This window comes from Nocardia concava NBRC 100430, assembly GCF_000308815.1.
GTDB classification, from domain to species: Bacteria; Actinomycetota; Actinomycetes; order Mycobacteriales; family Mycobacteriaceae; genus Nocardia; species Nocardia concava.
This window is the reverse complement of the sequence record NZ_BAFX01000007.1, coordinates 84,185-106,720: the sequence shown is the minus strand read 5'-3', so window position 1 is coordinate 106,720 and position 22,536 is coordinate 84,185. Positions and strand designations below refer to the sequence as shown.

General features: G+C 67.8%; 24 protein-coding genes. 8 read left to right on the top strand and 16 right to left on the bottom strand.

Translation table 11 applies throughout. From position 1 onward, the window contains the following. The first annotated feature begins 18 nt into the window (after positions 1-18). From cysS to ON43_RS02280, 3 genes are all read left to right on the top strand, one after another. Complete coding sequence (cysS, locus tag ON43_RS02290; protein ID WP_040802977.1) at positions 19-1,419, top strand: cysteine--tRNA ligase; 1,401 nt, start codon at positions 19-21, stop codon at positions 1,417-1,419. Positions 1,420-1,656: 237 nt separating this feature from the next. Beyond that, the gene (gene rlmB / locus ON43_RS02285; RefSeq protein WP_040802927.1) at positions 1,657-2,640 is read left to right on the top strand and encodes a 23S rRNA (guanosine(2251)-2'-O)-methyltransferase RlmB; all 984 of its coding nucleotides are present in this window, start codon (positions 1,657-1,659) and stop codon (positions 2,638-2,640) included. Positions 2,641-2,794: 154 nt separating this feature from the next. Next, positions 2,795-3,073 (top strand): hypothetical protein, encoded by a 279-nt coding sequence (locus ON43_RS02280; RefSeq protein WP_040802925.1) that lies wholly within the window; start codon positions 2,795-2,797, stop codon positions 3,071-3,073. A 12-nt stretch (positions 3,074-3,085) separates the two neighbouring features. On the opposite strand, the gene ON43_RS02275 is transcribed toward ON43_RS02280, so the two are convergent. The 3 genes from ON43_RS02275 to ON43_RS02265 form a co-directional block, all read right to left on the bottom strand. Then, positions 3,086-3,898 carry an enoyl-CoA hydratase/isomerase family protein gene (locus ON43_RS02275; RefSeq protein WP_040802923.1) on the bottom strand — a complete coding sequence of 271 codons (813 nt, stop codon included), beginning with the start codon at positions 3,896-3,898 and terminating at the stop codon, positions 3,086-3,088. 168 nt (positions 3,899-4,066) lie between these two features. Then, a complete protein-coding gene (locus ON43_RS02270) occupies positions 4,067-5,239 on the bottom strand; it encodes an acyl-CoA dehydrogenase family protein (RefSeq protein WP_040802921.1) in 1,173 nt (390 codons plus the stop codon). A 79-nt stretch (positions 5,240-5,318) separates the two neighbouring features. After that, positions 5,319-6,062, bottom strand: coding sequence for an alpha/beta fold hydrolase (locus ON43_RS02265; protein WP_040802919.1), 744 nt, complete (start codon positions 6,060-6,062; stop codon positions 5,319-5,321). A gap of 44 nt (positions 6,063-6,106) precedes the next feature. Between ON43_RS02265 and ON43_RS02260 the strand changes: the two genes are divergently transcribed. After that, complete coding sequence (locus ON43_RS02260; RefSeq protein ID WP_040802917.1) at positions 6,107-6,418, top strand: antibiotic biosynthesis monooxygenase family protein; 312 nt, start codon at positions 6,107-6,109, stop codon at positions 6,416-6,418. A gap of 68 nt (positions 6,419-6,486) precedes the next feature. On the opposite strand, the gene ON43_RS02255 is transcribed toward ON43_RS02260, so the two are convergent. From ON43_RS02255 to ON43_RS02240, 4 genes are read right to left on the bottom strand one after another with little or no spacing between them, the layout of a single operon-like run. Next, the gene (locus tag ON43_RS02255; protein ID WP_040802915.1) at positions 6,487-6,930 is read right to left on the bottom strand and encodes an OsmC family peroxiredoxin; all 444 of its coding nucleotides are present in this window, start codon (positions 6,928-6,930) and stop codon (positions 6,487-6,489) included. A 45-nt stretch (positions 6,931-6,975) separates the two neighbouring features. Further along, a complete protein-coding gene (locus tag ON43_RS02250) occupies positions 6,976-7,416 on the bottom strand; it encodes an SRPBCC family protein (RefSeq protein ID WP_040802913.1) in 441 nt (146 codons plus the stop codon). 30 nt (positions 7,417-7,446) lie between these two features. Next, complete coding sequence (locus tag ON43_RS02245) at positions 7,447-7,767, bottom strand: DMT family transporter (protein WP_040802911.1); 321 nt, start codon at positions 7,765-7,767, stop codon at positions 7,447-7,449. A 20-nt stretch (positions 7,768-7,787) separates the two neighbouring features. Continuing rightward, the gene (locus ON43_RS02240; protein ID WP_040802975.1) at positions 7,788-8,435 is read right to left on the bottom strand and encodes an FMN-dependent NADH-azoreductase; all 648 of its coding nucleotides are present in this window, start codon (positions 8,433-8,435) and stop codon (positions 7,788-7,790) included. 105 nt (positions 8,436-8,540) lie between these two features. On the opposite strand from ON43_RS02240, the gene ON43_RS02235 reads away from it, so the two are divergent. Then, positions 8,541-9,152 carry a TetR/AcrR family transcriptional regulator gene (locus ON43_RS02235; protein WP_051177795.1) on the top strand — a complete coding sequence of 204 codons (612 nt, stop codon included), beginning with the start codon at positions 8,541-8,543 and terminating at the stop codon, positions 9,150-9,152. A gap of 1 nt (position 9,153) precedes the next feature. On the opposite strand, the gene ON43_RS02230 is transcribed toward ON43_RS02235, so the two are convergent. Further along, entirely contained in the window at positions 9,154-10,002 is an 849-nt protein-coding gene (locus ON43_RS02230) for an ABC transporter permease subunit (RefSeq protein WP_040802908.1), read from the bottom strand. After that, on the bottom strand, positions 9,999-10,895 hold the full coding sequence (locus ON43_RS02225) for an ABC transporter ATP-binding protein (protein WP_040802906.1): 897 nt from the start codon (positions 10,893-10,895) through the stop codon (positions 9,999-10,001). Before ON43_RS02225 ends, ON43_RS02230 begins: the two co-directional genes overlap by 4 nt. Before the next feature lie 126 nt (positions 10,896-11,021). Here ON43_RS02225 and ON43_RS02220 point away from each other — a divergent pair, with 126 nt between their 5' ends. From ON43_RS02220 to ON43_RS02210, 3 genes are all read left to right on the top strand, one after another. Continuing rightward, positions 11,022-12,248: a sensor histidine kinase gene (locus ON43_RS02220; protein WP_040802904.1), complete on the top strand. Its 1,227-nt coding sequence runs from the start codon at positions 11,022-11,024 to the stop codon at positions 12,246-12,248. A 27-nt stretch (positions 12,249-12,275) separates the two neighbouring features. Beyond that, a complete protein-coding gene (locus ON43_RS02215) occupies positions 12,276-12,938 on the top strand; it encodes a response regulator transcription factor (protein WP_040802901.1) in 663 nt (220 codons plus the stop codon). Positions 12,939-13,027: 89 nt separating this feature from the next. Beyond that, on the top strand, positions 13,028-13,822 hold the full coding sequence (locus ON43_RS02210) for an LLM class flavin-dependent oxidoreductase (protein ID WP_040802898.1): 795 nt from the start codon (positions 13,028-13,030) through the stop codon (positions 13,820-13,822). Here ON43_RS02210 and ON43_RS02205 read toward each other — a convergent pair. From ON43_RS02205 to lysS, 7 genes are all read right to left on the bottom strand, one after another. Beyond that, positions 13,781-14,602 (bottom strand): phytanoyl-CoA dioxygenase family protein, encoded by an 822-nt coding sequence (locus tag ON43_RS02205; RefSeq protein ID WP_040802896.1) that lies wholly within the window; start codon positions 14,600-14,602, stop codon positions 13,781-13,783. The two genes, ON43_RS02210 and ON43_RS02205, sit on opposite strands and share 42 nt — an antisense overlap. Positions 14,603-14,740: 138 nt before the next feature. Beyond that, positions 14,741-17,296, bottom strand: coding sequence for an ATP-dependent Clp protease ATP-binding subunit (locus ON43_RS02200; RefSeq protein WP_040802893.1), 2,556 nt, complete (start codon positions 17,294-17,296; stop codon positions 14,741-14,743). A 273-nt stretch (positions 17,297-17,569) separates the two neighbouring features. Beyond that, positions 17,570-18,520: an esterase/lipase family protein gene (locus ON43_RS02195; RefSeq protein ID WP_040802890.1), complete on the bottom strand. Its 951-nt coding sequence runs from the start codon at positions 18,518-18,520 to the stop codon at positions 17,570-17,572. Between the two features lie 191 nt (positions 18,521-18,711). Beyond that, positions 18,712-19,350 carry an anthrone oxygenase family protein gene (locus tag ON43_RS02190; RefSeq protein ID WP_083913106.1) on the bottom strand — a complete coding sequence of 213 codons (639 nt, stop codon included), beginning with the start codon at positions 19,348-19,350 and terminating at the stop codon, positions 18,712-18,714. A 188-nt stretch (positions 19,351-19,538) separates the two neighbouring features. Beyond that, positions 19,539-20,162, bottom strand: coding sequence for an FHA domain-containing protein (locus ON43_RS02185; RefSeq protein ID WP_036545715.1), 624 nt, complete (start codon positions 20,160-20,162; stop codon positions 19,539-19,541). 273 nt (positions 20,163-20,435) lie between these two features. Next, positions 20,436-20,798 carry a histone-like nucleoid-structuring protein Lsr2 gene (locus ON43_RS02180; protein ID WP_040802887.1) on the bottom strand — a complete coding sequence of 121 codons (363 nt, stop codon included), beginning with the start codon at positions 20,796-20,798 and terminating at the stop codon, positions 20,436-20,438. Between the two features lie 116 nt (positions 20,799-20,914). Beyond that, the gene (gene lysS / locus ON43_RS02175; protein ID WP_051177801.1) at positions 20,915-22,381 is read right to left on the bottom strand and encodes a lysine--tRNA ligase; all 1,467 of its coding nucleotides are present in this window, start codon (positions 22,379-22,381) and stop codon (positions 20,915-20,917) included. Positions 22,382-22,536 lie beyond the last annotated feature (155 nt).

The window sequence follows — 22,536 nt, the reverse complement described above, 5'->3', positions numbered from 1 at the left end:
ACAGCTAGGATGCCCGTCGTGACTCTGCGCCTTTTCGACACCGAGACGCGGACCTTGCGTGAATTCACGCCCTTGGTCCCTGGCAAAGCCTCGGTGTACCTGTGCGGCGCGACCGTTCAGGGGAATCCCCATATCGGCCATGTGCGCAGCGGCGTCGCCTTCGACGTGCTGCGACGGTGGCTGGCCGCCAACGGTTTCGACGTCGCCTTCATTCGCAATGTCACCGATATCGACGACAAGATCCTGAACAAGGCCGCCGAGCACGGCCGCCCGTGGTGGGAGTGGGCCGCCACCCACGAGCGCGCCTTCGATCGCGCCTACGAGACGCTCGGCGTGCTGCCGCCGTCGGGCGAGCCGCGCGCCACCGGGCACATCACCCAGATGGTGGCCATGATGGAGCGGCTCATCGAGCGCGGCCACGCCTACGCCTCCGCGGGCAATGTCTATTTCGACGTGCTGAGCTACCCGGACTACGGAAAGCTGTCCGGCCACAAGCTCGATGACGTGCACCAGGGCGAGAGCGCGGGTCAGGGCAAGAAGGATCCGCGCGACTTCACGCTGTGGAAGGCCGCCAAGCCCGGTGAGCCGAGTTGGCCGTCGCCGTGGGGTCCGGGTCGCCCGGGCTGGCATCTGGAATGCTCCGCCATGGCCGAGTTCTATCTCGGGGCGGAATTCGACATTCATTGCGGCGGAATGGATCTGGTTTTCCCGCACCACGAGAACGAGATCGCGCAGTCACGCGCGGCCGGGGACGGGTTCGCCCGCTACTGGCTGCACAACGGCTGGGTGACCATGGGCGGCGAGAAGATGTCCAAGTCGCTGGGCAATGTGCTGTCCATTCCGAATGTGTTGGAACGGGTCGGGGTGCGCGCGGTCGAGCTGCGCTACTACCTGGGCAGCGTCAGCTACCGGTCGCAGATCGAATACTCCGATCAGGCCCTCACCGAGGCCGCGACCAGCTACCAGCGCATCGAGTCGTTCGTGCTGCGGGTGGCCGAGCGCGCGGGCGAGGTTCCGGTCGGGACCTGGACCCCGGCCTTCGCGGACGCGCTGAACGACGATCTGGGAGTGCCCAAGGCGCTGGCCGAGATTCACGGCGTGGTGAACGAGGGCAACAAGGCGCTCGACGCCGGTGACCTGTCGGGCGCGCGCATGCTCGCCGGCCAGGTCCGGGGCATGCTCGGCATTCTGGGCGTGGATCCGCTGGACGAGCACTGGGCCGCGCCCGCCGACAATTCCGCCGCCATCGCCGCGCTCGATGTGCTCATCGGCGCGGAGCTGGAACGGCGGCAGCAGGCGCGCGCCGACAAGGATTGGGGCACCGCCGACGCGGTGCGCGACCGGCTCAAGGCGGCGGGCGTCGTGGTGACCGATACCGCGCAGGGTGCGGAGTGGTCGCTGGACAAGGACGGCAAATAATCGAACTCCGCCGCACCGCGCGGTGTGGCGGAGCACACCGAATTCGGGGCTTCGGCCCAGCGTGAGGCAGAATTCGTAGGGTCCCGGCGTGGTTTAGGCAGCCGGTTGACACAGAGGCACAGGGCGCAGCCGTTTGCTGCGCCGACCGGATGCAGGTATCCCGCATGATCTTCTCGCGAGCGGGTTCGACCCGCGGCCGGGTCGAGGCGGGCTACCGCAGATACGGAAGGCGAAGAGATGGCAGGCAATTCCCAGCGACGCGGGGCGACGCGCAAGTCCGGCACCAAGAAGGGGCAGACCGTCGGTTCCGGCGGGCAGCGCCGCCGCGGGCTCGAGGGCAAGGGCGCGACCCCCAAGGCCGAGGACCGGGTCTACCACGTCGCCGCCAAGCGCGCCAAGGCGAAGGCCAAGGCCGAGGCGTCGGCCGCCACCGCCCGGTCGCGCAATGCCTCCCGACCGATCGCGGGCCGCAAGGACAACGAGGGTCCGGAGCTGGTGCTCGGCCGCAACCCGGTGGTGGAGTGCCTGCGCGCGGGCGTGCCCGCCACCGCGCTCTACGTCGCCAACGGCACCGAGAACGACGAGCGGCTCTCCGAGGCGGTGAAGACGGCCGCCGAGACCGGTATCTCGATCCTGGAGGTGCCGCGCACCGACCTGGACAAGATGAGCCACAACGCCATGCATCAGGGCATGGCGCTGCAGGTGCCGCCGTACAAGTACGCGCATCCGGACGATCTGGTGGACCGGGTGCACAACTCGGGCGAGCCGGCGCTGCTGGTGGCGCTGGACAACATCACCGACCCCCGCAACCTGGGCGCGGTCATCCGTTCGGTGGCGGCCTTCGGCGGGCAGGGCGTGGTGATCCCGCAGCGGCGCAGTGCCAGCGTGACCGCGGTGGCGTGGCGCACGAGTGCCGGTGCGGCGGCGCGGCTTCCGGTCGCGCGGGCCACGAATCTGACTCGCACGCTGAAGGATTGGGCCAACAAGGGCTACCAGATCGTCGGCCTGGACGCGGGCGGCGACACCACCCTCGACGAATTCGACGGCAGCGCACCGACGGTCATCGTGGTGGGTTCCGAGGGCAAGGGGCTCTCGCGCCTGGTGCGCGAGAACTGCGACGCGATCCTGAGTATTCCGATGGCGGGGCCGGTGGAGTCGCTCAACGCGTCGGTGGCGGCCGGTGTGGTGCTGGCCGAGGTCGCGCGGCAGCGCCGGGCCTGATCGGTACTGCCGCGCTTGATTCGGCAGAGCCGAGTCTGACTCGGACGGTCGCCCACTTGGTTGCCGAGGGCATCGGCCCTCGATGATCAAGTGGCGCAAGCGAAAACCGCGCGTCAGCCTGCCCGCGCGGTGCTCACGCCCGTAAACTCGGGCGGTGGTCTACGATCAGCCGCCCCTCGGTTCCCCCGTCGAACACGAGCACGCCACGGCCGTCCTGCTGCTGGGCGCGCTGAGCGTGTTCTGCTGCGGCGCGCTGGGCCCGATCGCCTGGGCCATGGGCCGGCGGGCGCTCAACGAGATCGAGGCGGGCGAGGGCCGGTTCGGTGGCCGCGTCCAGGTGGTGGTCGGCTACGTGCTCGGCGTCATCGGCACCTGCCTGATGGTGATCGTCGGAATCCTGTTCCTGCTGATCGCCATCAGCGGCGGCCGCTGACCCCGGTCCGGCTCAGTCCAGGCCGGGGCGCTGCTCGCCGCCGGTCACCGCGTCCCAGGCCGGCCATTCGCCGCTGACGCTGCCGGTCCACTTGGGCGGGCGGCGGTCCTTGAGCGCGGCCACGCCCTCACCGCCGTCGGTGCTCTTGGCGACATAGTCGTTGAGCTCGGTTTCCAAGCGGCCCACCGTTTCCGGCGTCATGGTGGGCGCCTCCCAGAGCAGCCGCTTGGACAGGGCGACCGGGAGCGGGGCCGAACCGTGCGCGATGTCGTGGGCCACCTCGAGGGCGGTCGGGAGCACCTCGGCGGCATGCAGGCAGGCATTGGCCAGGCCCAGCGAGCGCGCCTCGTCACCGTCGAAGGTGCGGCCGGTGAGCAGCAGATCGGCGGCGCGGGCGCTGCCGATCAGGCGGGGCAGGGTGAAATGCGCGTAGCCGTCGGCGAGCGCGCCGCGGCGCACCTGGTTGAGCGCGTAGACCGCGTCTCGGGCCACGTAGCGCAGGTCGCACTGCAGGGCGATCTCCAGGCCGATGCCCACGGCATGCCCGTTCACCGCGGCGATGACCGGTTTTCGAATCCGGAAGGGCGGCGGGTCGATGAGGCCGTTGACCTCACCGACCTTCAGCGACAGGTCCGCGCCCGCGCAGAACGCGGGCGGGGTGCCGGTGATGACGACCGCCCCGATGGCGTCGTCATTGTCGCAGCGCCGCAGCGAGGCCCCCAGCTCGGACGCCATGGCGGGAGTCAGGGCGTTCTGCTGGGCGGGCCGATTGAGCGTGAGCACCGCGACGCCACCGGAGACGTCCACGTGCAATTCCGAACTCATAGGCGCAGATCCTAGCTGTCCCGCCTCTCCGCGTCTCGAGGCCAGACCAGGTGCCGTGACCAGTTACGTTGGCGGCCGACGGATATAGGGTGCCCCAATTTTGGACGTACCCGGCGAGTTACCCCGGTCGCCCTAAATCAGTCGTCGCCCTGGCAAACGACAACCCCGTCAGTCCCGCAACAGGTGCCGTCCGATGGCGTACTTGTGCACCTCGGTCGGGCCGTCGTAGAGGCGGAAGGCGCGCATATCGCGGAAGATCATCTCCACCACCGTCTCATCGGAGATGCCGATGCCGCCGAGCACCTGCACGCAGCGGTCGGTGACCTTGAACAGCTCCTCGGACACATATGACTTGGCGATCGAGGATTCGTGGCGGGCCTTGTGGCCCTGATCCATCAGCCAGCAGGCGTGCCAGATGGTCAGGCGGCACTGGTGCAGCGCGATCTCGTTGTCCGCCAACATGAACGACACGCCCTGGTGCTCGCCGATCGGCTTGCCGAAGGCGGTGCGGGTCTTGGCGTAGTCGACCGCGATGGACTGGGCCCGCTCGGCCGCGCCCAGCCAGCGCATGCAGTGGGTGAGGCGGGCCGGGGCCAGCCGCAGCTGGGCGTAGCGCAGCGCCTGGCCGGTCTCGCCGAGCACGGATTCCCTGGGCAGCACCAGGTTTTCGAAGTTCACCACCGCATGGCCGCCGACGTAGTTGCGGTCCATGGTGTTCATGATCCGGTCGATCACGATGCCCTCGGTGTCGCCCTCGCACAGGAACAGGGTCGGGCCCTCGGGCAGGTGGGGGTTGGCGGCCAAGCGCGCCATGATGATCCAGGTCTTCGCGCCGTCCGCACCGGTGATCAGCCATTTGCGGCCATTGATGGTGAAGTTCTCACCGTCGAACACGGCCTCGGTGGCGAGCTGGTTCGGGTCCGAGCCCGCGCCGCCGGGCTCGGTCATGGCGAACACGCTGCGCTGGTGGCCGTCGATGACCGGCTGCAGGAAGCGTTGCGTCTGTTCCGGATTCGCGATCTTGGAGAGCAGGAACATATTGCCCTCGTCGGGGGCGGCGCAGTTCATGGCGACCGGGCCCAGGGTGGACCAGCCCGACGCCTCGTAGAGCACTGCCTGCTCGACATGGGTGAGGCCGCGGCCGCCCAGCTCGACCGGGGCCTGGATGGTGAGCAGCTTCTCGGCGCGGGCCAGCTCGACCATTTCCTGCCGCAGTTCGTCGTTGGGGCCGTGCGCGGTCAGGCGCGGGTCGCGCTCGAAGGGCACGATCTTGTCGATGACGAACTGGCGAACCCGATCACGTTCGGCAGCAAGGTCGGCGGGAATCGAGAAGTCGATCATCGTTGGTCACCATCCGTCAGGAATTCTCGGTCGAGCCGAGCATACGACGACAACCCCCTCCGACTGAAGGCACCCGCCCTCAAACGAGGACGCGGCACAGAAACTCCTCGACTTCGACCCGGTAGGCGGCAGGTTGATCGTCGTGCACGAGATGCCCCGCATCCGCGATGACGACGTGTCTCGCATCCGGATGAACCTCGGCCATCTCACGCATCTGCCCCGGCGGGGTGATGGTGTGCTCGCCCTCGATCAGCAGCGTCGGCACGGTGATGGATTTCCATTGGGACCAGAAGTCACGGGTCCCCCACTCCTCGGAGATGTCCCGGAACGTGGGGACCTCGCCGTGCAGCCGATACCCGTCCGGACCCCGCACGAACGAGTCGAGGAAATACCGCCCCGCCACCGGTCCGAAGAACCCCAGCACCGCCGCCTCGTCCGGAAACGGTTGCGGCCAAGCCGAAATCACGGACGCCCAATTCTCGGCGGTGCGCCCCTGGAAGTCCGGGGCCATATCCTCGACCACCAGCGCCCGCACCCGATCCGGATGCGCGGCGGTGAACATCCAGCCGTGCAGCCCGCCCATCGAATGCCCGATCACCACCATGGGCCCGGGGATCTCGGCGGTGGCCGCCGCCAGGTCCGCCACGAATGCCTCGGTGGTCAATTGCTCGGGCGCGGGTCGCCCGTGACCGGCGGCGTCGAAGGTGTACACGTGCCCGAACTCGCGCAGCCAGGGCAACTGCGATCGCCAGGTTCGGGCGCTGCCCATCAATCCGTGCAGCAGCAGGATCGAGGTCCCGGTGCCGCCTTCGTCATACAACATCGCCTCGAACGATACGTCCGATGCGCCGGAGTAGGGTCGGCCCCATGGCAGTCGTCAAGATCAACGCAATCGAGGTGCCCGAGGGCGCGGGCCCCGAACTGGAACAGCGCTTCGCCCACCGCGCGCACGCCGTCGAGAACTCCCCCGGTTTCCTGGGTTTCCAGCTGCTCCGCCCGGTCTCCGGTGACAACCGGTATTTCGTTGTCACGCAGTGGGATTCCGAGGAGTCCTTCGCGGCCTGGCGCGACGGCCCGGCCCGCGAGGCCCATTCGGGTGAGGCCCGCAAGCCCGTCGCCACCGGCGCGTCCCTGCTGGAATTCGAGGTCGTCATGGACGTGGCGGGCAAGAACGCCTGATCACACCCACAAAAAATCCCGGCTGACCTGAGCGTCGGCCGGGATTTCTCGAGTTGGGCCCGTGCGTCTCAGGCCTCGAAGGTGGCGTCCAGCTCGATGGTGTCGACGCCGCTCAGCGCCTTGGAGACCGGGCAGCCCGCCTTGGCGGCCTCGGCGGCGGCCAGGAAGCCGGCCTCGTCGATGCCCGACGCCCGGCCGACCACGGTGATCTTGATCTTGGAGATGCGGAAGCCGCCCGCCGGGTCCGGGCCCAGCGTCACATCGGCGGTGGTGTCCAGGCTCTGCACGGTGCCGCCGGCATTACCGATCTGGCCCGAGAGCGCCATGGAGTAGCAGGAGGAGTGCGCGGCGGCGATGAGCTCCTCGGGGCTGGTGGTGCCGTCGGCGTTGTCGGCGGCGCGCTTCGGGAACGAGACGTCGTACTTGCCGACGCCCGAGCTGACCAGTTCGACCTGACCCGAGCCGTCCTGGAGACCGCCGGTCCAAGCTGTGCGCGCGCTACGTGTGGGCATGCCAAGTCCTTTCGTATTTTCCGGGTACGGCGTCGAACCTACGCTTCAGACCGCCGCGGCGGTGCGGTGATCCCAGCGCTCCAGGATCTTCGGCCAGGCCGCCTCGTGGCGGTCACGACTGTCCGCCGACTGGAATCCGGCGTGGGTGAGCAGCAGCGCCGTTCCCGCGCCGTGGGCCGAGAGTTCGAGGGTGACAACGGTTTCCGCGCCCTCGGTGCCGCTGGTGACCCAGGTGAGTTCCACCAGGCGCTCGGGTTCCAGGCGCAGGAATCTGCCGTAGTGCGGGTGGCCGCCGCCCGCGGTGAAGTAGAACGGCTCGTTCACCGCGGCGCGCATGAGCACCGAGCCCGGGTCGGCGAACCAGAGTCCGAACCCGGTGGTGCACTGGTGGTAGAGCTCGGCGGGCGAGGCGGCCATGATGCGCTCGGCGACCAGGAAGAACGGTCGCGCGGAGAGGTCGGGTGGCCGCGGGGGCGCAACGTCCATGGGGCGCGACGATACCGCCCCGGCGGGCCGTCACTCGGGATTGGTGACCCGAGCCAGCACGATGCCGCCGATGATCAGGGACAGCGCCAGCACCCGGCCCGCGCTCAGCGGATCCTTCTGCACCACGATGCCCAGCGCGATCGCGCCCACCGCGCCGATACCGGTGAAGATGGCGTAGGCCGTGCCCACCGGCAGCGACTGCATGGCGTAGGAGAGCAGGTACACCGCGACCGCCGCGAGGATGAAGCAGATCAGGGTGGGCAGCGGCTTGGTGAAATTCTGGGTCGGCTTGATGGACTGCGACCACGCGATCTCCACCACGCCCGCCAAAGCCAGGACGAGCCAGTTCATTTCAGTACTCCCTTGTCATCTCAGTACTGCTTGCCGAGCTTGTGCGCCGCGTCGAGGGCGGCGGCGTACGAGACGTCGTGCTTCTCACGCAGGTGGGCCAGCGCGGGATCCTGGCGCGAGTTGACCAGTTCCGCATTGATGAAAACCGTGTCCTCGACGGCGAAATGGCCCGCGAAGAAGTCGCGCAGGTAGCGCTCCTGGTAGTCGTAGGCCGCCTTCGGCGCACCCGGCGAGTACGCGCCACCGCGTGCGGTCACGACCACGAAGCTGGTGGGGGCCAGCGACATTCGAGGGAAGGTGATCTGATCCAGCCAGGCCTTGAGGCTGGCGGGAATCGAGTAGTTGTACATCGGCGTGCCGATCAGCACGATATCGGCCGCGCGAACCTCGGCCAGCAGCGGTTCCACGACCTCCCAAGCCGCCTGCTGCGCGGGCGAATTCACCAGTTCGGACAGGCGGTCGAGGTCGGTGCTGCCATTGGCCAGCACGCGATCGCACAGTTCGGTCCAGCCCTCGCCGATGAACGGGATCGGATCGGCGGCCAGGTCGCGGTGGATGTAGCGGCCGTCCGGGTGTTCGGAGCGCCAGGCGTCGGCGAAGGTGGCGCCGAGTTCACGGCTGATCGAGTGGCGGCGGGCACTGGCGTCGAGGTGCAGCAGGGTGGTCATGATCGAGGCTCCCATCAAGTGGACATTCCGTCCGGTTACTTCAACGACGTTAATGCACAACCGGACAGCTTGTCCACTTATTCCTCGGCGGCTACAGTGAGCTGCATGGATACCCGGTCCCTGCCCCTGCTCGGTGATCAGTCCGCGCCCGCACCCGTCGAGCGCGCCGACGCGGCCCGCAATCGAGCCAAGGTGCTGGCGGCCGCGGCGGAGCTGTTCGCGACCCGCGATCCACGCACGGTCACCATGGACGACGTCGCCAAGGCCGCGGGCGTCGGACGGGGAACGCTGTACCGGCGGTATCCGGACGTGGTCTCGATCGCGGTCGCGCTACTGGACGAGCACGAGCGGGCGTTGCAAGAGCAGCTGCTGCGCGGGGAGCCGCCGCTCGGACCCGGCGCGCCGCCCGCCGAACGACTGGCCGCGTTCTACGCCGCGATGGTCGAATTGCTGGATACGCACGCCCATTTGGTGCTGGGCGCGGAGACCGGCGGGGCGCGCTTCCGGACCGGGGCGTATCAATTCTGGGCGGTGCACGTGCGCTCACTGCTCGTGGAAGCCGGAGTGCCGGAACCCGATTCGCTGGTGGATGCGCTGCTCGCGCCGCTCGCCGCGGAGGTCTACACACACCAGCGCGAGCGCGGACTGACCTCCGCAGAGATCGAGTCCGCGCTCGCCCGGCTCGCTATGGGTGTTATCGGTTCCGCCGCAATCTGATTCAGATCATGTCGCGGCGGCGGATCAGCCAGATCGTGCCGCCCGCGAAGGCCGCGATGTAGACGGCCAGCACGATCAGCGACTCACCACGGGACAGGATGTCCAGCACGCCGGGCGTGGCCGGTCCGGTCACGGTACGCAGCGAACCCGCGAGTGATCCGGCGGCCGTGCCGGGCATGTGGTCGGTGATCGCCTTGATGGGCGAGAAGATCCCGGCCACCCCGCGCAGCAGGTTCTCCACCACCAGCACCCACACCAGACCCAGCCCGACCGCCAGCGCCGGACCCCGGGCGATCGCACCGACCACCGCGCCCGCCAGCGTCCACATGCCCAGAATGACGGTGCCCGAAGCGATTCCGAGCAGGATCCGGCCCGCCGAGGGCAGCGCCAGGGACTGCCCCTGGGTTCCGGCGATGAGCGCCGCCACCCCGGTGTCGACCACGAACGCGACCACCACCAGCGCGACCACCGTCACCGCCAGGCTCAGCACCACCGCGCCGAGCACGTTCACCCGCGAAGGCCCTTGGGTGAGCGCGGTTTTCCAGCTGCCCCAGCCGTAGCCGCTGCCCACCGCCAGGGCGCCCAGCACCAGCATGAGCGCGCCGCCGAACATGGCCATGCCCTGGGTGAACACCTCCGGCACCGCCGCGGGCAGCATCTGCTGCAGCAGCGCCTCGCGCGGCAGGCCGTTGGACATCCGGCTGGTGCTGCCGGTGGAGTAGGCCAGGTAGTTGAAGAGGTAGGCGAAGGTCAGGTTCAACAGGATCCAGGTGCCGAGCACGATCCAGAAGGCGGGCCACTTGCGCAGCCGCAGCAGGTCGGCCCGGGTGCTGGCCAGCAGGTCTTTCATTTCGTGGTCTCCGTCATCTCGAAAAAGACTTCTTCCAGCGACTTCTCGTCGCTGCGCAGTTCCATCAGGTCCGCGCCCGACTCGATGACGGCGCGCGCCACCACCGGGGCCTGGCTCGCGCCGGCGTCGACGCGAATACCGTTGGCAGTCAACAGGGCCGAGCGCTCACCCACCGCGGCACGCACCGCGGGGAAGGCCACGCCCAGCGGTTCGGCGCGCACGAAAAGCGATGCCGTGCCACGCAATTCCCGCACCGTGGACTCGACCAGCAGCCGCCCGCCGGAGATCACGCCGACGCGATCACAGATCTCCTGCACTTCGGCGAGCAGGTGACTGGACAGCACGACGGTGTGCCCGTCGGCGGCGAGTCCGGTGATGAGCTCCCGCATCTCGGCCATGCCGGCCGGATCCAGGCCATTGGTGGGTTCATCGAGAATCAGCAGGTCGGGACCGCCGAGCAGGGCGGCCGCGACACCGAGGCGCTGCTTCATGCCGAGCGAGTAGGTGCGGAACTTGTCCTTGCCGCGGGCGCTGAGCGCCACCCGGGCGAGGGCCTCGGCGACCTCGTCGTCGCCGACACCCCGGTATCGGGCCAGGACGCGCAGGTTGTCGCGGCCCGAGAGATAGGGATAGAAGCCGGGGCCCTCGATGAGAACGCCCATGCGGCGCAGGCCATCCGGGTCGCCGGGCTGCCGACCGAGCACCGAGGCGGTGCCGGAGGACGGGCGGATCAGCCCGACCAGCATGCGCAGGGTGGTGGTCTTGCCCGCGCCGTTCGGGCCCAGGAAACCGTAGATCTCGCCGCGGCGGACCGTCATGCTCACGGCGTCCACGGCGGTGTGGGAGCCGTAGCGTTTGGTCAACCGGTCGGTGACGACAATCGCTTCGTTCATGGGTAAAACGATCCGCTTCAGGGGGCGGGAAATAATCCGTCGCGGCGCGCGATCGACCGTACGTATCTCGACGTATTTTCGGCCCGACACAGTGCCGCGCCCCGCGTACGGCGCTACGGTGCAGCTATGGACTTTCGCGGGGGAAGGCTCGGGCGGCGCGACCTGCTCCCGGCGGTGGCCGTGGGGGCGATACAACTCGGCTTCGGCACCCTGGCCAATCACCAGCAGGATGTGGTGCGCGACCTCGATGTCTTCGGATACCTGCTGCTCGTGGCGGGTCCGGTCCTGCTGGTCCTGCGCAATCGCTATCCGATGCAGGTGTTCTATGGGACGCTGCTCGCCACCGTCACGTACCTGTTGGTCGGTTACGGGTACGGCCCGATCTTCATCTCCCTCGTGGTCGCCTTCATGACCGCGGCCGTCATCGGATCCCGTTGGTACACCTACCCGTTCGTCGCCGTCGGCTATCTGCTCATGGTGTGGCCGGTGCCGGGCTGGCGCGGGTACGACACCAATGCCTGGCAGGAATTCGGCCTGCTCGCTTGGCTTTTCGTGCTCGCGGCCGCCGCCGAGGGCGTACGGCAGCGCACTGCCGCCGTGACCGCGCGCCGGCAGCGGGCCGAATCGGCCCGGCGCAGCGAGCAGGCGCAGCGGGAACGCGAACAGGCCCAGCGCGCACTGGAATCGGCCGAACGCGAGCAGCGGGTCACCGAGGAGCGCCTCGCCATCGCGCGCGAACTGCACGATGTGCTCGCCCACAGCCTCTCGCTGATCAATGTGCAGTCCTCGGTCGCGCTGGAACTGCTCGACCGCAAGCCGGAACAGGCCGCCACCGCGCTGGCCGCCATCAAGACCGCCAGCAAGGACGCGCTCGGCGAGGTCAACGCGCTGCTGCGCTCGATTCGCGGCGGCACCGCCACCGTGGCCGCGCCCACCGCGCCCACCATCGGCATCACCGATCTGGACAAGCTCACCGGTCCGGCCCGCGCGGCCGGACTCGTGGTGCACACCATGGTGACCGGCGGTCCGCGCCGGCTGCCCGCCGTGGTGGATGTGGCCGCCGCGCGCATCGTGCAGGAATCGCTCACCAATGTGGTGCGGCACGCGCCCGGTGCGAGCGTGCTGGTCACCGTGCACTACGCGGCCGAGCGGCTGCAGCTCACCATCGACAACACCCGCCCCACCCGCCAGCCCGCCCCGCAGTCACCGACCGGCGGCCACGGCATCACCGGCATGACCGAACGCGCCCACGCGCTGGGCGGCAATCTGTCCGCGGAACCCAAGGCGGACGGCGGTTTCCGGGTCCGGGCCCGGCTGCCCACCCATCTGGCGCGGCCCGAACCGGCTGCGTGAGTGGATGATTCGAGCCAGGGAGGTGCGATGAGCATTCGGGTGGTGATCGCCGACGATCAGGCGCTGGTGCGGGCGGGCTTCGTCGCGCTGCTCGGCGCCCAGGACGGCATCGAGGTGGTGGGCGAGGCCGAGAACGGTGAGCAGGCCGTCGAATTGGCGCGCGACCTGATTCCCGACATCGTGCTCATGGACATCCGCATGCCGGTCCTGGACGGCTTGGCCGCCACCCGCGCCATCGCCGCCGACCCGGCCCTGGCCGCGGTGAAGGTGGTCGTGCTGACCACCTTCGAACTCGACGAGTACGTCTTCGAGGCGATGCGCGCCGGCGCCACCGGCTTCCTGGTCAAGCACACCGAACCCGCCGACCTCATCAAGGCCGTCCGGGTGGTCGCGGGCGGCGACGCCCTGCTCTCCCCCAGCGTCACCAAACGCCTGGTCGAGGAATTCGCCACCCATGCCAAACCCGCCCCCACCGCCGAATTCTCCGAACTTACCGACCGCGAACGCGAAGTCATGACCCTGGTCGCCGAGGGCCTCACCAACGCCGAAATCGCCGACCGCCTCTACATGAGCCCCGCCACCGCCCGCACCCACGTCAGCCGAATCCTGGTGAAACTGGGCGCCCGCGACCGCACCCAACTCGTCGTCATGGCCTACGAATCCGGCCTGGTCCGCCCCGGCTGGCAGTGACCCGGACCGGGCGGATACGTCTCGAGGCGTAGTCGAGGTGTCGACGCGAAACAGATTCGCCGACAATTCGGGCGGCGGATGCTCGAAGCATGAGCATGAACTTCGGAATCGTCATCGCGCCCCGTTCCGGCTCCGAGTGGGTACGGCAGGTACGCGGCGCCGAACAGAACGGCTACGGCATCGTGCTGTTGCCGGACACCCTCTACACGCCATCGCCGTTCCCGGCCCTGGCCGCGGCGGCCGCGGTCACGAGCACCCTGCGCCTGCGGCCCAATGTGCTGGCCGCGCCCATGCGGTCGGCGGCCACCACCGTCCGGGAAACCGCGGCGCTGCAACTGCTTTCGGAAGGACGGTTCGAACTGGGCATCGGCACCGGGCGGCCGGATGCCGAGCGGGAGGCCGGAAAGTTCGGCATGCCTTGGGGTTCCGCGGCGGACCGTCGCAGGCATCTGGCCGAGGTCATCGAGGCCGTCCGGGCCGAGGTGAAACCCGCGCCGCCCATTGTCATCGCGGCGTCCGGGCCGCGCATGCTGGCCACCGCGGCCGGGCTGGCCGACCGCGTGCACCTGGCCGTGGCGCCGACCGCCACCGAGAACGATCTGGCGGACATCGTCGCCGCCGTCCGCGATCAGACCGATCGCCCGGTCGCCTTCAGCCTGCAACCGGTGGCCATCGGGGACGTCCTGCCGCCGTTCATGAGCAAGTTCATGGGCGTCACCCTGGAACAGCTCCGGGCCGCTGATGCCGCGACCCTGTTGCCCGCCGACCCGGCCGCGGCCGCCGAACTGCTCGAACACCGCCGCGAGAAGCTCGGCATCGACGAGCTGCTGGTGCCCGGCGATCTAGCCGACGCGTTCGCCCCGGTTCTCGCCCGCTTCCGCTAGCCCCCGCCGAATCGCCTGCTCCACGGGCGAATACGCGCCGTCCGGGCGGTCCAGGACACACGGTTCCACCGTGTGCAGCGGAGGCTGAGCCAGAAAGCGCGGGTTCCTGCCATGGTGGGACTGCCCGGCGTGCACCAGGAACGGGTGGCAGAGGTAGACGTCGCCGGCGCGGCCGGTGGCGTATGCCTCGGGAAGATCGGCCGTCGAACCGTATGCCTCGACCATCGGCGCGGAGACGACGGTCGCGCCCGGTTCGCCCAGCGGCTCCAGTGCTTTCGCGATCCGCAGGTGGGAGCCGACGCGGATGCGGGTGGGGCCGTCATCGGGCTCCACGTCGGAGAACAGGAAGAGCATGAGCAGGCCACGCGCCTTGGAACGCAGGTTGACGCGCCAGTGCAGATAGTCGAAGGGGTCGACGGTGGGGTCGTCACCGGGGAAGCTGGCGTCGATGTGCCAGCCGTCGTCACCGGGGGCTCGGTCGCTGGGGAATCGGATGACGAAGCCGCCGAGGCTGTTCCGGGGCATCCAGCGCCCCGGACCGACCAGCTGGTCGAAGGCCGTACGCAGGACCGGGGTATTGGCGGCCGCTACGAACGGGGGCATCGAGAAGTCGGGGAAACGGTGGACCGGCTGGGTCCAGGTGGCGGGGTCGTCCGGATCGCATCCGGTTGCCCGCCACAGAATTTCGCGTCCTGCCGCGGCCAGCTCGGGTGAAAAGGCGTTCTCCACCTTCACGAATCCGTCGGTGATGAAATCGGAGATCTGAGCGTCGGTGAGCATGCGTCCCCTCTCGTTCGGATCCTCCGAGCATCGGCGATACCGGGACCGCGCCGCCACTGAATTTCTTTCCCGGACATGGCGGAAGCCCCGCCCTCCCGAAGGAGAGCGGGGCTTCCGTTGTCTCGCTGAGCTTCCGGATTACTCGCCGGAGGCGGCGGCCGGGGCCTCACCCGCGAGGGCGGCGACCGGCTTGTCCTCGGCGGTATCCGCCTTCTTGGTCAGCTTGGCCTTGGGCGTGAAGGTGAACTTGGCGTTCTCGCCCTGGCCTTCGCCGTCCCAGCCCTCGACGTCCACCACCACGACCTGACCGGCGCCCAGTTCGCCGAAGAGGATCTTCTCCGACAGCTGGTCCTCGATCTCGCGCTGAATGGTGCGACGCAGCGGGCGGGCGCCCAGGACCGGGTCGAAACCGCGCTTGGCCAGCAGGCTCTTGGCCTGCGGAGCCAGCTCGATCTCCATGTCCTTGTTCTTCAGCTGGTTGGCGACGCGGCCGATCATCAGGTCGACCATCTGGATGATCTGGTCCTGGGTCAGCTGGTGGAACACGATCACGTCGTCGATGCGGTTGAGGAACTCGGGGCGGAAGTGCTTCTTCAGCTCGTCGTTGACCTTCAGCTTCATCCGCTCGTAGTTCGAGCCCTCGGCGTTGGACTGGGCGAAGCCCAGGCCCACGGCCTTCGAGATGTCCGAGGTGCCCAGGTTCGAGGTGAAGATCAGCACGGTGTTCTTGAAGTCGACCGTGCGACCCTGGCCGTCGGTGAGACGACCGTCCTCGAGGACCTGCAACAGGGTGTTGTAGATCTCCTGGTGCGCCTTCTCGATCTCGTCGAACAGCACCACCGAGAACGGCTTGCGGCGCACCTTCTCGGTGAGCTGGCCGCCCTCCTCGTAGCCGACGTAGCCCGGAGGGGCACCGAACAGACGCGAGGCGGTGAAGCGGTCGTGGAACTCGCCCATGTCGATCTGGATGAGCGCGTCGTCCTCGCCGAACAGGAAGTTCGCCAGCGCCTTCGACAGCTCGGTCTTACCGACACCGGACGGACCGGCGAAGATGAACGAGCCCGACGGACGCTTCGGATCCTTCAGACCGGCGCGAGTGCGGCGGATGGCCTTGGAAACGGCCTTGACCGCGTCCTCCTGGCCGATGATCCGCTTGTGCAGCTCGTCCTCCATGCGGAGCAGACGGGTGGTCTCCTCCTCGGTGAGCTTGAACACCGGGATACCGGTCCAGTTGGCCAGCACCTCCGCGATCTGCTCGTCGTCGACCTCGGCCACGACGTCCAGATCACCGGAGCGCCACTGCTTTTCGCGCTCGGCCCGCTTGGCGACGAGCTGCTTCTCCTTGTCGCGCAGACGCGCGGCCTTCTCGAAGTCCTGCGCGTCGATCGCGGACTCCTTCTCCCGGCGCGCCTCGGCGATCTTGTCGTCGAATTCGCGCAGGTCCGGCGGCGCGGTCATCCGGCGGATGCGCATGCGCGCGCCCGCCTCGTCGATGAGGTCGATCGCCTTGTCCGGCAGGAAGCGGTCGTTGATGTAGCGGTCCGCGAGGGTGGCCGCCGCCACGAGAGCGCCATCGGTGATCGAAACCCGGTGGTGCGCCTCGTACCGGTCGCGCAGACCCTTGAGGATGTTGATGGTGTGCTCGACCGTCGGCTCGCCCACCTGCACCGGCTGGAAACGACGCTCCAGCGCGGCATCCTTCTCGATGTACTTGCGGTACTCGTCGAGGGTGGTGGCACCGATGGTCTGCAGCTCACCGCGAGCCAGCTTGGGCTTCAGGATCGAGGCCGCGTCGATGGCGCCCTCGGCCGCGCCCGCACCCACCAGGGTGTGCAGCTCGTCGATGAACAGGATGATGTCGCCGCGGGTGTTGATCTCCTTGAGCACCTTCTTCAGGCGCTCCTCGAAATCACCGCGGTAGCGGCTGCCCGCGACCAGGGAACCCAGGTCGAGGGTGTACAGCTGCTTGTCCTTGAGCGTCTCCGGCACCTCGCCGTTGACGATGGCCTGGGCGAGACCCTCCACGACGGCGGTCTTACCGACGCCGGGCTCACCGATCAGGACCGGGTTGTTCTTGGTACGGCGGCTCAGCACCTGCATGACGCGCTCGATTTCCTTCGAGCGGCCGATGACCGGGTCGAGCTTGCCCTCGAGGGCGGCCTGGGTCAGGTTGCGGCCGAACTGGTCCAGCACCAGCGAGGTGGACGGGGTGCCCGTCTCGCCGCGCGAACCGGAACCCTCGACCGGCTCCTTGCCCTGGTAACCCGACAGCAGCTGGATGACCTGCTGACGCACACGGTTGAGATCCGCGCCCAGCTTGACCAGCACCTGCGCCGCGACGCCCTCACCCTCGCGGATCAGGCCGAGCAGGATGTGCTCGGTGCCGATGTAGTTGTGGCCGAGCTGCAGCGCCTCACGCAGCGACAGCTCCAGCACCTTCTTGGCGCGCGGGGTGAAGGGGATGTGACCGGACGGGGCCTGCTGGCCCTGACCGATGATCTCCTCGACCTGCGACCGCACACCCTCCAACGAGATGCCCAGGGATTCCAGCGACTTCGCCGCGACACCCTCGCCCTCGTGGATCAGGCCCAGCAGGATGTGCTCGGTGCCGATGTAGTTGTGGTTGAGCATCCGGGCCTCTTCTTGGGCCAGGACAACGACCCGCCGCGCGCGGTCGGTGAACCTCTCGAACATCGCTCCCTCACTCTCCTGCTCCGCCATCAAAGGCATCCGGCGCTTCAGACCCTGTGCTGCCCTTCTGGTCGCCAGCCTGCCATGAAGCCCTGGGGTTGCATCCCCCGACTCCACTCTAGTTGCCGGGGGTCACGCACGTCGTCCGTCCACCCTATTGCGAACGGGCCTCAGTACGACTCATTCAGTCATAACGGGGCAGTTGCGCGGACCGTTTCCATTCCGGCTACGCCCACAGCGAACAAGCCGGTCAGTCCGCGAAATCGGGCGGATGGCCTAACCGGTGAGGGGCGGAACCACCTCACAGGGCACTGGACGCGGATGCGCCGGGTCCAAGGCGTTGAGGGCGACCATGGCCGCGCGATGACTGCCCGCGATGGCCATGTGATCGGAGAAGTCGGTGGGGCAACCCTCCTGCATCAGGACATTGGTGGCATTGGCGGCGGGCACCAGCGCGATGGACGGGAAGACGCCCTCGTCGAAGTTGGTGGCCAGGTTGGTGTAGGTGACGGTCGGGTCGTAGACGCCGTCGGAGTTGAGCTCGTTGAGGAAGGTGGAGTTTCCGAGCATCTGATGGCAGGCGGCGCAGATCACGCCCATGGTCGCGTATTCGTCGACGGTGTCGGCCTGGACGCCCAGCTGCTTGCCGAAGGCGCGGATGCTGTCCATGCTGTCGCCGAACAGGCCCAGCCACGGCGGTGCGATGGCGACGAACTTGTCCACCTTGCCGTGCCCGCCCAGGCGCTTGATGTAGTAGTCGCCGACCGTATTGCCCTGCGAGTGGGCGACGAAGTCGACCTTGGCGGCACCTGTCGCGGTCAGCACCCGGTCCACGAAAGCGGCCAGTTGCGCGGCACTTTCGGGAATCGGCTTCATGCCGCCCATGGCCGACAGCGGCCACGGCACGTCGAGGCTGCCGTAGGTCAGCGCGAAGACGCAGTAGCCCTCATTGGCGAGCAGCGGCGCGTAGGCGCCCCAGTTGGTCTGCGCGCCACCCGCGGTGCCGTGGATCAGCACCACCGGATCGGGGTGCGCGGCAGTCACTCTGCAGGCCCAGTCGTTGGCGCCGGGCAGGGAGCCACCGGGGTTGGTGAGCTCGTACGGGATGCCCGCGAAGAAGTTGAAAGTGACCGGGTATTCCGCGCGGGCGGTGCCGCTCGTGACTATCCCCAAGACCGCCAGCACCGCGATGATCAGCAGTGATCCTGGCGTTCCGCGCCTGGGCATCCTTCTCATGTTCCCTCCCAAATTAGAACGCGTTCCGCGTCAAACTAATCGGGAAACAAGCACTGGCGCTGGAATACCGGCGAGTAAGTTCTGAAACTCGTTCCAGTACAGGAAAACGGCGGTGGCCGGGACCCGCAGGCGGATTGCGATGCCGCACAACGGGTCCCGGCCACCGCCGGAATCGAAGCGAATTACTGCTGGCCGGAACCGAATCCGGGCTGCGGGGCGAACTGCTGGGCCGGGGCGAAGGACTGGGCCTGCGGGAAACCGGCCTGCACCGGGAAGGGCCACGCCGACGCCGCCGGGGCCGCCTGCGCCACCGCGCCGGCCCTGGCATGCGCCATGCCCGCCACGAACAGCGCACCGGTCAGCACCAGGAAGGCCAGCGTGTGCAGCACCGCGCGGACGGCATTCCAAGCCACCCAGGAGCTTTCGAACTGCGACCGCACCGCCGCCAGATCCGGGATCTGCCCCACGTCACCGGCATTGGCCAGCTGGTTGTTGAGCGGCACATTCATACCCGAGGTGACGGCGAAGGCGATGATATTGAGCAGCAGCGCGACCCCGATCCAGATCAGCGTGGTGCGCTGCTCCTTGCCCAGGTGCAGCGCCGCGGCCAGCACCGTGAAGCCGACCGTGCCCATGAAGGTGATCATGAACCACGGGTTGATGATCACCACGTTGATCTTCTGCATGACATCGACGAAAGTACGGTCGTCGGACTGCCCCAGCGCGCCCATCACCGAGGTGGCGTAGGCGAAGAACACCCCGGCGATCAGCCCGGTGCTCAGCGTCGCCGCCACGAGAGAGGCGGTGCGAAGTGCGAACATCGTTTTCTCCTGACTGGATCTGCCACCCGTGTTCTCCCGGGTGATCGACTGCATTCAGTCAATCGCCCACGGGCACGGAAACCCATGGCTCAGAAGCTCGCACGCATGCGTGCGAGTCCAACAGGGACTGGCCGTACCAGGATTGGGCAACTCGCACACCCTGCCAGGGGTAGCCCGGAGGTGAGAGCTCAGAGATCGCGCTCGGAGATCACTCCGGACTGCATGGCCAGGTTGGCCAACCGCACGCGCTTCTGGTTCTGGGGCAGATCTTCGACGCCGAACTTCGCGAAGAGCGCGCGCAGGTGGGTCTTGATGGCGTCGACGCTGAGGAAGAGTTCCGCGGCGATCTGCTGATTCGAGGCGGGGGAGGCGAATCCGTCATTGCCGCGCAGGGGGCGGCACAGCGCGATCAGTACCGACCGCTGGGTTTCGGTGAGGGAGCGCAGAGTTGGCAGACCGCCGGTCGAGGTCTGCGTGACATCGCCTGCCGCACCGCTGAAGTCGTGGAAGGTGACCCGCGAGGTGCCCATCCGGATGACGTCGCCCGGCTGCAGCCGATGCCGCCCCACCAGGCGATCCCCATTGACGAAGGTGCCGTTGCGGGACAGCCCGTCGTCCACGATGGTCCAGTGCGCGCCCAGGTACTCGGCGGTGGCGTGCAGGCGCGAGACCTCCACGTCCCAGAACAGCGACAGATCGGCCTGCGGGGAGCGCCCGATGGTGATGCGCGGCTGGTCAGGGGACAGCATCAGCTCGTGCTGGCGTCCCTCTTGATCCTTGACTCGAAGGAAGGAACCGTGGAATGCGGTCACTGCGCCGATACCTCTTCTCTACATCCAGCCAGTGACATCGTCCGCACGTTTCAATGGTGCCTGGCCGCCCCGGCACGAGCAAGATCGCATGCCGGTGTGCGCAGCCGCGGTCTCGACCCCGGGCTTTCCAGAGGCGGATTTTACGAAGTCCTACAGTACCCTGCCACGAGGACTTGATCTTGGTGTTATACGCGAAGCGTATGAAAAAACCACTGCCGCCCGGGTACGCACGAAACACCCGGACGGCAGTCGAATCGGCGACTAGTCGGACAACTAGTTCTTAGCAGCAGCCTTGTTGTAAGCCTCGGTGATGTCGGCGGAGATACGACCACGAGCGGACACCTTGTGCCCATTCCGGCGAGCCCATTCACGAATGGCCGCGCTTTGTTCGCGATCGATCGACACCCGGTTCTTCGGGCCCGCGGCCGGGGCGCCCGCCACCTTGGTCCGACGGCGTCCGCTCACCCGCCGAGCGGCGGCGACCCAACCGTCCAAACCCTCCCGCAGCTTGGCCGCATTCTCCGTCGACAAGTCGATCTCGTACGAGACGCCATCGATTGCGAACTCGATGGTCTCGTCCGCGATGGACTCACCGTCGACATCGTCGATCAAGCTAACGGTGACCTTCTTTGCCATGAGATGAACGTCCTCTCGAAATCGTGCGACCCGCATAGTCAGGCCGATTACCCGACGCCAGAATACCGCTAATTCCGATAGTCCCAGAACTAGCCCCGGAAATGCAATCCGGAGAACTATCTGGCAGCCGGACGCACAATTGGAAAGAGTATCGTTTCCCGGATTCCGTGGCCAGTCAGGGCCATCAGCAAACGATCGATACCCATACCCGTTCCGGTTGTGGGGGGCATACCGTGCTCCATGGCGGCGAGGAAGTCCTCGTCCAGGCGCATGGCCTCGTCGTCGCCGGCCGCGGCCAAACGCGCTTGATCCACGAACCGTTCCCGCTGGATGACCGGATCCACGAGTTCCGAATAGCCCGTGGCGAGTTCGAAGCCCCGCACGTACAGGTCCCACTTCTCGGTAACCCCGGGCTTGCTCCGATGCTGACGCGTCAGCGGCGATGTCTCCACCGGGAAGTCGCGTACGAAAGTCGGGGCGTAGAGCTTGTCGCCGTAGACGTGCTCCCACAGTTCCTCGACCAGTTTGCCGTGGCCATAGCCCTTGCCCTCGGGAATTTCCAGACCGACCCGATCGGCGAGTGCCAGCAATTCCTCGACGGTCGTTTCCGGGGTGACGTCCACACCGATCTGCTCCGACAGCGACGGGTACATCTCGACGGTCGCCCACTCGCCCGAGAGGTCGTATTCGGTGCCGTCCGCGAGCGTCACCACCTGGGTTCCGAAGACCTCCTGTGCGACTTCCTGGATCAATTCCCGCATCATGGTCGCGGAATCGTCGTAGGTGCCGTACGCCTCGTAGGTTTCCAGCATTGCGAACTCGGGCGAATGGGTGGAGTCCGCGCCCTCGTTGCGGAAGTTCCGGTTGATCTCGAAGACCTTCTCGATGCCGCCCACCACGCAACGCTTCAGGAACAGCTCCGGCGCGATGCGCAGGAACAGCTCCATATCGAGCGCGTTGGAGTGGGTCGAGAACGGGCGCGCCGCCGCGCCGCCGTGGATGGTCTGCAGCATCGGGGTCTCGACCTCGAGGAATCCCCTGCGCTCCAACGCGTTTCGCAGCGCGCGCACCGCGGACACCCGGGTGCGGGCCATCTCGCGGGCCTCCGGGCGCACGATCAGGTCGACGTAGCGCTGACGGACGCGCGACTCCTCGTTCATCTCCTTGTGCGCCACCGGCAGCGGGCGCAGCGACTTCGCCGCCATCTCCCACGCGTCGGCCATGACGCTCAATTCGCCCGTGCGCGAGGCGATCACCTCACCGTGCACGTACACGAAATCGCCGAGGTCCACATCGGCCTTCCAGGCCGCCAGCGATTCCGCGCCGACGCCGTTGAGGCTGATCATGGCCTGGAGTTTGGTGCCGTCGCCCTCCTGGAGAGTGGCGAAACACAGCTTCCCGGTATTACGGACGAAAATGACGCGGCCCGCAATCCCGACGATCTCACCGGTCGCGGTATCGGCGGCCAGATCCGGGTGGGCGGCGCGAATTTCGGCGAGGGTATGCGTGCGCGGCACCACCACGGGATAAGCCTCGCGGCCCTCCCCCAGCAACCGCTCACGCTTCTCCTGGCGAATCCGCATCTGCTCGGGAACGTCCTGCTCCACGACGGGCTTGGCGGCAGACGCCTGGCCAGCAGAAACAGCGGTGCTTGCGGAAGAAGTGGGGTTGGGGGTGCTCACGGGACCCTAGCCTATCGTGCGGCGGAAATTGATTTTCCCGCCGCCCGGCGAATAAA